Source organism: Streptomyces fildesensis (genome assembly GCF_016107395.1).
GTDB lineage: Bacteria > Actinomycetota > Actinomycetes > Streptomycetales > Streptomycetaceae > Actinacidiphila > Actinacidiphila fildesensis.
This window is the reverse complement of record NZ_JAAIKO010000247.1, coordinates 1-304: the sequence shown is the minus strand read 5'-3', so window position 1 is coordinate 304 and position 304 is coordinate 1. Positions and strand designations below refer to the sequence as shown.

The 304-nt window shown below is 52.6% G+C and carries 1 protein-coding gene; it reads right to left on the bottom strand.

The annotated features are described in order from the left end of the window. A partial coding sequence (locus C6N31_RS42785; protein WP_198359701.1) for a hypothetical protein occupies positions 1-249 on the bottom strand: 249 nt, incomplete at its 3' end. Positions 250-304 lie beyond the last annotated feature (55 nt).

Genomic DNA, 304 nt, shown 5'->3' with positions numbered 1-304 from the left:
CTGCTGGCGTTCTTCTTCCGACACCGTGGCAAAAGCGCCCTCAGTCCCTTTAACGGGAGTTGTTGGCGCGGATTTCTTCCTCTGAAGCGAATGAAGCTCGTCGATCGTCTGAACATTCACCGTCGGAGCACTGTCGTCGTGACAGATCCCGTTCTGTCCGTTCTGCTTCTGCGTCTGGATCTTCGCCAGTCCGTTGCGTGCTATGACGCCGTTGGCGAAGCTGAATTCTTCGTTTCCGTTTCCTGCCATTTTCGGAAGGCGAGAACTCGAAACGAAAATGAGATCGGAGAGGCAAAAAAAAAAA